Below are 3,171 nucleotides of genomic sequence, written 5' to 3' on the forward strand. Positions count from 1 at the left end.
TTTGATATTGTCATTTATAGAATCTCCTCCTTTGTTTCTAGAAAATTCTACTCCTTTTGTCGATTGTTTTTGGGGGGGGTGCCCAAAGTCTTTTTTCTCTGAAAAATCATCAGAAAGTTTTTGCAGTTTTTTATACACTTGAAGTGAAAAAACTTTATTATGAAAAGGTAGAATCTTTTTCTCTATCTCAGTTTCTTCCAACTTAAGTTGTAGATATTCGGCAGGCTTAGCAACAGACGCTTTAAGGCCGTCTTGAAATTTTTCTTAACATTTTTAGTTGAAGAATATGTTTTATTAGTGGAATATTCACCATAGCTATTTTATATTTAAGTTTAGCTGCTTTTAATCTTGCTTCTTCAACAGGTAAATCAGGAAAACGACCTAGTTTGACCCTTTTATATTCATCTTTTACCATTTGGGCTAGGTAAAAAGTTTTACTGCCGCCGTAAGATACTATAAGTACCAATCCTTTTTCTTTAGTATCTTTGTAAAGGGCTCTTTTTTCTCTAGCGGGTTCGATTTTTAAAAGATTATTTTTAGTAAAATTAAAACACAATGGTTGTTTTCTCATTTTTATGCTTCCTATATGCTGTCATTGATTTATAATTAATAACTTAAACCAGCATAATATGCAAGTGTAAAATTACACAAAAAGTTGAAATACTATAAATATAAAACTATTTACTCATAGTGCATATATTTTTTAAAAATTTTATAAATGTTAACGCTGATAATAACGTTATTTAAAGCAACATATTTTTCAATAGAAGCAAAAATATCACATCTATAAATTTTTAAAATTGCCTACCTTAATCCTTTTAAATAGATTATTATTATACTATAATCCTTAAAATTATGAGTTTTTAAAAAACAAGTTAGAATAAAAATGATAAATATTTCTTTTCCCGATGGGAGCGTAAAACAGTTTGAGTCGAATATTACGGCTTTTGAAGTAGCAAATGCAATTTCAATGTCGCTTGCTAAAGCAGCAATGGTTGCTGAAATAAACGGTGCGCTTAAAGACTTAAGTACCGTAATTGAAAGTGATTGCAAGCTCCGTATTTTAACCGCAAAAGATCCTGAATGTCTTGAGATAATAAGGCATGATGCAGCACATTTAACAGCAGAAGCAGTAAAGGAATTATTTCCTGAAACTCAAGTAACCATCGGTCCTGCAATTGAAAACGGTTATTACTACGATTTTGCTCGTGATAAGCCTTTTACCACTGTAGATTTAGCCGCTATAGAAGCTAAAATGCAAGAACTTTCAAAGAAGAACGAGAAAGTAACAAGAGAGCTATGGGATAGGGATAAAGCCGTTGAGTTTTTTAAATCGATAGAGGAGCGTTATAAAGCTGAAATTATTGCAGGGGTTCCGGCAGGTGAACCGATTACTTTATACAGGCAGGGTAGTTTTATTGATTTATGCCGAGGTCCGCATGCTCCCTCTACAGGTTTTGTTAAGCATTTTAAGTTGATGAAAGTTGCGGGAGCTTATTGGCGAGGTGATAGTCGTAATGAGATGTTGCAGCGTATATACGGCACTGCCTGGGCTACGAAAGAGCAGCTAGATAATTACCTCTTTATGCTTGAAGAAACCGAGAAACGTGATCATAGAAAGCTAGGGCGTGAGCTTGATTTATTCCACTTTCAAGAAGAAGCTCAAGGTATGGTATTTTGGCATGATAAAGGCTGGAGTATATATAATACTATTGAGCAGTATATAAGAAGAAAGATTCGTAAAAACGGTTATACAGAGGTTAAGACTCCTGTTTTAGTCGATAAAAGCCTTTGGGAGCTTTCCGGGCACTGGGAAAAGTTCCGCGAAGATATGTTTGCGTTAGAAACAGACGACAAGATTCTTGCTTTGAAGCCGATGAATTGTCCTTGCCACGTGCAGATTTTCAAGCAAGGTATCAAGAGCTATCGTGATTTGCCGCTTCGTATGTCGGAGTTTGGTTTATGTCATCGTAATGAGGCGTCCGGTGCTTTGCACGGTTTAATGAGAGTACGGAGTTTAGTGCAAGATGATGCCCATATATTTTGTGCGGAGGAGCAAATTACTGATGAAACGGTTAGTTTCTGTAAGCTACTTACTGAAGTTTATAAAGATTTCGGCTTCACCGATATAAAGGTAAAATTCTCTGATCGTCCCGAAATTAGAGCAGGTAGTGATGAAGTTTGGGATAAGGCTGAGAATGCTTTGAAAGAAGCAGTAGAAAAGGCCGGTTTTACTTATACTCTAAACCTAGGCGAAGGCGCTTTTTACGGTCCGAAGCTTGAGTTTATTTTAACCGATGCGATAGGGCGTCAATGGCAATGCGGTACGCTTCAGATGGATTTTGTTTTGCCGGAGCGACTCGATGCTAGCTATATTGCAGCAAGCGGTGAGAAAAAAAGACCGGTAATGCTCCATAGGGCAATACTCGGCTCGCTTGAGCGTTTTATCGGTATATTGATTGAAGAATATGCCGGGCGTTTTCCTATTTGGCTTGCTCCTATACAAGTCGCTATTGCAACAATCACAAGCGATTTAAACGATTACGCTTTAGAAGTGCAAAAAGCTTTAATTGATAATGGCGTAAGAACGGATATTAACATCTCACCTGATAAAATTAACTATAAAATTCATGAGTTTTCTAATCAAAAAATACCTATAATTGCCGTAATCGGTAAGCAGGAAAAAGAAAATAAACAAGTAACGATAAGAAGACTCGGAACTACCGAGCAGGAAGTATTATCGATAGAGCAGTTAATAGCGTTAATTAAGAAAGAGAATGAGAAGTATTTGTAGATTTTAAATCTAAAATGTGATATAAAATAATGATAATATGTATCATAGGGATATGATATCCCAGTTAGGAAAAATCCCAAGGAGCTTATATGAGAACTATTATTAATATAGCTGGTTCGCAAATTAAAATTCTAGATCAACTATCCAAGAAAAAAATATCAAGAGATAAAATTATTGGGCAAGCTTTAACTAGTTACATTGCTAGTAATGATCACAATAATAAAGCATTTAAAAACGCTTTTGGACTTTGGAAAGATAAAAATCTAGATAGCTTAGAATATCAGACTAAATTACGTAATGAGTGGAACGAAGTAATTGTTTACTGTAAATGAAGTGTAGAAGTCAAGATTTAATCTTACAGACATTATAAAAATTAT

Annotated in this window: 4 protein-coding genes; 2 read left to right on the top strand and 2 right to left on the bottom strand. The window is 34.9% G+C overall.

Features of this window, described 5'->3' with window-relative positions; translation table 11 throughout:
• Both KYQ89_RS01225 and KYQ89_RS01230 read right to left on the bottom strand, forming a co-directional pair.
• On the bottom strand, window positions 1-201 hold a 201-nt coding region (locus KYQ89_RS01225; protein WP_218460030.1), incomplete at its 3' end, for a hypothetical protein.
• 40 nt (window positions 202-241) lie between these two features.
• Window positions 242-571 (bottom strand): Arm DNA-binding domain-containing protein, encoded by a 330-nt coding sequence (locus tag KYQ89_RS01230; protein WP_256621179.1) that lies wholly within the window; start codon window positions 569-571, stop codon window positions 242-244.
• Between the two features lie 315 nt (window positions 572-886).
• On the opposite strand from KYQ89_RS01230, the gene thrS reads away from it, so the two are divergent.
• Both thrS and KYQ89_RS01240 read left to right on the top strand, forming a co-directional pair.
• Window positions 887-2,794, top strand: a complete 1,908-nt coding sequence (gene thrS / locus KYQ89_RS01235; protein WP_218460032.1) for a threonine--tRNA ligase — start codon at window positions 887-889, stop codon at window positions 2,792-2,794.
• An 89-nt stretch (window positions 2,795-2,883) separates the two neighbouring features.
• Complete coding sequence (locus KYQ89_RS01240; protein ID WP_218460033.1) at window positions 2,884-3,126, top strand: hypothetical protein; 243 nt, start codon at window positions 2,884-2,886, stop codon at window positions 3,124-3,126.
• Window positions 3,127-3,171 lie beyond the last annotated feature (45 nt).

Source organism: Rickettsia sp. TH2014 (assembly GCF_019249195.1).
Classification (GTDB): domain Bacteria; phylum Pseudomonadota; class Alphaproteobacteria; order Rickettsiales; family Rickettsiaceae; genus Rickettsia; species Rickettsia felis.